Source organism: Nocardioides sp. (assembly GCF_004803405.1).
GTDB lineage: Bacteria > Actinomycetota > Actinomycetes > Propionibacteriales > Nocardioidaceae > Nocardioides > Nocardioides vastitatis.
The window spans coordinates 1-4,724 of the sequence record NZ_SSXI01000063.1 but is presented as its reverse complement, the minus strand read 5'-3'; the positions used below and the strand labels follow the sequence as shown (position 1 = coordinate 4,724).

The following is a 4,724-nucleotide window of genomic DNA, read 5'->3' as shown; positions in this document are numbered from 1 at the left end:
CCTGGTGCCCGTCGCCGGGCCCGGCGCGCCGCTGCCGGTGGACGTGCGGGGAGCCGGGTTCTCCGTGGCCCGCCTCGGTGCCGGGGAAGCGGTGTCGCTGCCCGACGGGGGCCGGGTGCACGTGTTCGTGACGACCGGTGCGCTGCTGCGGTTCTCGCTCGCCGAGCCCCTGTCGGCCGGGGATGCGCTACTGATGAGCGACGAGGCGGCGCACACGGTCACCGCTGCCGTGCCCACCGAACTGCTGGTGTGGTCGTTCAGCTGACGCGCGTGCCGCAGCGGCGCACCGGAACCGCTACGCGAGGACTCGTACCGCCGCCGGGCTGATCTCGACCACGAGCGGGTCGCTCTCGTCCGCCGGGAGGCTGCCGAGGCCCTCACCGTCCGCGCCCACAGGCACCGCAGCGCTCCCGACGTAGCGACCGGACAGGGTCACCCGCCGACCCGTCAGCACGGTCACCTCGGGGAGCGCGGCGTGGCTTCCGTCGTAGACCTTCGGGAGCGAGCGGATCAGCTCGAGCCGGCTGGCCGCCTCGATCACGATCACGTCGAGCAGCCCGTCGTCGACCTCGGCGGCGGGCGCGATCGCCATGCCCTTGCCGTAGTAGCGAGAGTTGGCGATCACCACCGTGGCGGCTTGGTGCTTCGTGCGGACGCCGTCCACGGTGAGAACGCAGTCGACGGGGCGATAGCCGGCGAGGGCGCGGACGGCGGCGACGGGATACTGCAGCTTCGAGGGCAACCAGTGCGAGCGGTCCACGATCTCGGCCGCGCGTGCGTCGACGCCGGCGTACACGGACCCTGCGACGACCAACGTGGCCCGGTCGGGCTGGGTGGCGCGGAGCAGGTCGATCGGACGTGGCTGGGCCTGGCAGAGGACGGCCGCCTGGGCCGCAGTGTCGTGCGGGACGCCGAGCATCCGCGCGAAGTCGTTGCCCCGACCGGCCGGGACGACCGCGAGCACGCCGTCCCTCGCGGCGACCTCGCCGGCGACCGAGGAGAGCATCCCGTCGCCGCCCACGGACACCACGACGGCGTCGCGCGCGACGGCGGAGGCGACCAGGTCGGGCACGTCGACCGGCGAGGTGGTGTAGCTGACCTCGACCTCGGCCCCTGTCTCCCGCAGGGCGCGGGCGAGCGGGACGACCGTCCTGGGCGCGGCGCCGCCGCCGGAGGTCGGGTTGACCAGGAACGCGAAACCTCGACGCTGCTGCCCGCTCACGGGACGAGCACGCCGGGGTTGAGGATGCCGACCGGGTCGAGGGTCCGCTTGACCGCACGCAGCACCTCGGCGCCGACCACGCCGATCTCGGCGGTCAGGTAGGGCTTGTGGTCGGTGCCGACAGCGTGGTGATGGGTGATGGAGGCGCCGGCGGCGACGATCGCCTCGCACGCCGCCGTCTTCGCCGGGAGCCACCTGGCCAGCGGGTCCTCGCCACCCGGCGCGGCGACGGTGAAGTAGAGCGAGCATCCGGTCGGATAGACGTGCGAGATGTGGCAGAGCACCATCGTGCCCTCGCCGAGGCTCTCCTCCAGAGCGGCCTTCACCCGGACGTAGAGGTTGTCGCGGTTGGACCAGAACGTGGCGGTCTCCAGCGTCTCCACCAGGACGCCGACGTCGAGCAGGCTGTCGCGCAGGTACGGCGCGTTGAACCGTCCCTCGGCCCACCTCTCTCCGGGGGCCGAGCCGAGCGGGGTGCCGCCCAGGCTCTGGAGGGTCGCGGTGACCACGGCCTGTTTGGCGTCGACCGCCGCGACCGAGCCCTCGTAGCCGACGATCATCAGCGCGCCCTGCGCCGAGTCCTCGCCGATGCTCTCGGGGTCGGCGAGGTTGATCGCCGTCTCCGCCTCGTCGGAGAGACGCAGCACCGTCGGCATCAGGTCCGACTGGGCCAGGGCGCGCATCGCGGCGGCGCCCGCGGTGAAGCTCTGCCAGCGCCAGCCCTCGTAGCGCTTCACCGCAGGTCGCGGCCGCACCCGGACCGTGACCTCGGTGATCACGCCGAACGCCCCCTCCGAGCCGAGGAAGACCTGACGCAGGTCGGGTCCGGCGGCGTTCGCGGGCGCGCTGCCCAGGCGGACCTCGCCCACCGGCGTGGCGACCCGCAGCCCGACGACCATGGTGTCGAAGCGGCCGTACCCGGCGCTGGACTGACCACTCGAGCGGGTCGCGGCGAACCCGCCGATCGAGGCGTACTCGAACGACTGCGGGAAGTGTCCGAGCATCAGGCTGTGCTCGGCGAGCAGCGCCTCGGCCTCGGGGCCACGCAGGCCGGGCTCGAGCGTGGCGGTCGAGGAGACGGTGTCGATCGCGAGCAGGCGGCGCATCCGACCCAGGTCGAGCGAGACGACGCCGGCCAGCCCCGCGGCGTCCGGGTCGGCCACCAGGCCGCCCGTGACCGCCGTACCCCCTCCGAACGGCACCACCGCGAGCCGGTGCTCCTGCGCGAAGTCGAGCACCGCGGCGACCTCGTCGTGTCCCCCCGGACGTACGACGACGTCCGGCGCGTCGCCGAGGTCGCCGCCTCGCTGGCGGAGCAGGTCGGGGGTCGACTTGCCGCGGGTGCGCAGGCGGCGGGTGACATCGTCCGCGCGCACGTGCTCCTCGCCCACGATCATCGCCAGGCCAGCGACGTGGTCGGTGCCGAGCCGCGCCGGCGGGAGGGCCACGTCGAGGCAGACCGAGGTGTCACGCAGCGGGAAGACCGTCCCGACCAGGCTGCGGACGCCCTCGGGCAGGTCGGCCGCCTGGGCCGGGTCGCCCCACCGCGTCGGGGGCATCTCCGGCTGCAACGCGGTGGCGATCTCGGGCTGGCTGTGCTCTGTCATGTGTTACAGTGTGACACATGACGTCACAGCGTCACAAGGACGAGGGCTCGCGAGGCCGCGACCCGCGCGACGCGTACCTCGATGCGGCCCGCGCCTGCATCCTCGACGTCGGCTGGCGACGCACCACGCTGACCGAGGTCGCCCGGCGAGCCGGGGTCTCGCGGATGACCATCTACCGCGCCTGGTCGGACATGCCGACCCTGCTCGGAGACCTGATGACCCGGGAGTGGGGCCACCTGGTCCCCACCGAGCACGGCGGCGTCCCGACGGCTGCCCGGATCGCCGACGAGGTGCTCGCCACCATCGCAGCCCTCCGCGACAACGAGCTGTTCGTGCGGATCATCGAGGTCGACCCGGAGCTGATCCTTCCCTACCTGCTCGCGCGTCGCGGCCGGTCGCAGGAGCTGATCATCGGGGTGCTCGCCAGCGCGATCCGGGCCGGCCAGTCGGCCGGGGAGGTCCGCGCAGGCGACCCGGTCGTCATGGCCAGGGCCGTCGTGCTCGCCGCACACGGGTTCGCTCTGTCCGTCCACACCATGGTGGACGAACGGGTCCAGGCTCCCGCGCTCGACGACGAGCTGCACCAGCTCGTCACCCGGATGCTGGCCCCTCAGGCCGCCCGATGACGCCGCGGCGGATCACCCCCGGCCTCGCCGGCGCCCCCACCGACGTCGACCTCGTCGTGATCGGCCTCGGCGTGACCGGCGCCGGCGTGACGCTCGACGCGGTCTCGCGTGGACTGACCGTGCTCGCCGTCGACGCGCACGACCTCGCGTTCGGGACCTCGCGCTTCTCCTCCAAGCTGGTCCACGGGGGCCTTCGCTACCTGGCGAGCGGACGGGTCGGCATCGCCCACGAGAGCGCGGTCGAGCGCGGCATCCTGATGGAGACGACGGCGCCGCACCTGACCCGCCCCGTCCCTACGCTCGTGCCGCTCGCTCCCGGCGTCAGCCGGACCTCGAGCGCGATGACGAGGGCCGCCTTCCTGGCCGGCGACCTGCTCCGGCTGACGGCGGGCACCAGCACCGACATCCTCCCCCGACCACGGCGGCTCACCGCGGCCGAGACCCGTCGCCTCGCTCCACCGCTGCGCACCGACGGACTCCGCGGTGCCGTGCTCGGCTGGGACGGCCAGCTCGAGGACGATGCCCGGCTGGTGACCACGATCGCCCGCACGGCTGCCGACCGTGGGGCCGCGGTGCACACCCACGCTCGCGCCGTGACCGCTACCGGCACTGCGGTGGCGCTGCGCGACGAGCTCACCGGCGGAACCCTCGACGTCCGGGCGCGGGCGGTGGTCAGCGCGGCCGGAGTCTGGGCGGGCGACCTCGTCGACGAGGTCCGGCTCCGTCCCTCCCGAGGCACCCACCTGGTCCTGCGGGAGGACGCGCTGCCGGGGCTCGACGTCGTGGTCTACGCGCCGATCCCCGGCGAGCGGAACCGCTACGTGCTGGTGCTGCCGCAGCCCGACGGGCAGTTCTACGTCGGGCTCACCGACGAGCCCGTCGACGGTCCGGTGCCCGACGTCGCGGAGCCGACCGAGGTGGAGATCGGGTTCCTGCTCGATGTCGTCTCCGCGTCGTTCTCACGGCCGATCACCCGGACCGACGTCGTCGGTGCGTTCGCCGGCCTCCGCCCGCTGCTCGACACCGGCGACGACTCGACCGCCGATCTGTCCCGCAAGCACGCCGTGCTCACTGGCCGGTCGGGCGTGATCACGATCGTCGGCGGCAAGCTGACGACGTACCGCCGGATGGCCGAGGACGCCGTCGACGTCGCCGTCGCACGGGCGGGCCTGGACGTCGGACCCAGCATCACGGCCACGCTCCCGCTCTCCGGCGCCGCGCCGCGCGAGGAGCTCGCCGACACCGTCGCGCGTGCCGCCTCGCCCGGCG

Annotated in this window: 4 protein-coding genes and 1 pseudogene; 3 read left to right on the top strand and 2 right to left on the bottom strand. The window is 73.8% G+C overall.

The features are described 5' to 3' along the window. A pseudogene (locus E7Z54_RS22935) lies at positions 1–265 on the top strand (hypothetical protein); the annotation flags it as partial. A 30-nt stretch (positions 266–295) separates the two neighbouring features. Here the strand turns inward: E7Z54_RS22935 and E7Z54_RS04590 are convergent. Beyond that, positions 296–1,222 carry a diacylglycerol/lipid kinase family protein gene (locus E7Z54_RS04590; protein ID WP_136431832.1) on the bottom strand — a complete coding sequence of 309 codons (927 nt, stop codon included), beginning with the start codon at positions 1,220–1,222 and terminating at the stop codon, positions 296–298. Next, positions 1,219–2,829 carry an FAD-binding oxidoreductase gene (locus E7Z54_RS04585; RefSeq protein ID WP_240769516.1) on the bottom strand — a complete coding sequence of 537 codons (1,611 nt, stop codon included), beginning with the start codon at positions 2,827–2,829 and terminating at the stop codon, positions 1,219–1,221. The genes E7Z54_RS04590 and E7Z54_RS04585 overlap by 4 nt, the downstream gene beginning before the upstream one ends. A 17-nt stretch (positions 2,830–2,846) precedes the next feature. Between E7Z54_RS04585 and E7Z54_RS04580 the strand changes: the two genes are divergently transcribed. Both E7Z54_RS04580 and E7Z54_RS04575 read left to right on the top strand, forming a co-directional pair. Next, the gene (locus tag E7Z54_RS04580) at positions 2,847–3,455 is read left to right on the top strand and encodes a TetR/AcrR family transcriptional regulator (protein WP_136431831.1); all 609 of its coding nucleotides are present in this window, start codon (positions 2,847–2,849) and stop codon (positions 3,453–3,455) included. Then, positions 3,452–4,724 (top strand): glycerol-3-phosphate dehydrogenase/oxidase (locus E7Z54_RS04575; protein ID WP_136431829.1); only part of this gene is annotated, 1,273 nt, incomplete at its 3' end. The genes E7Z54_RS04580 and E7Z54_RS04575, both read left to right, overlap by 4 nt.

Bases quoted from the DNA above. Each gene is read 5' to 3' on its own strand.
- E7Z54_RS04580 (WP_136431831.1), top strand. From the start codon at position 2,847: ATGACGTCACAGCGTCACAAGGACGAGGGCTCGCGAGGCCGCGACCCG.
- E7Z54_RS04585 (WP_240769516.1), bottom strand. From the start codon at position 2,829: ATGACAGAGCACAGCCAGCCCGAGATCGCCACCGCGTTGCAGCCGGAG.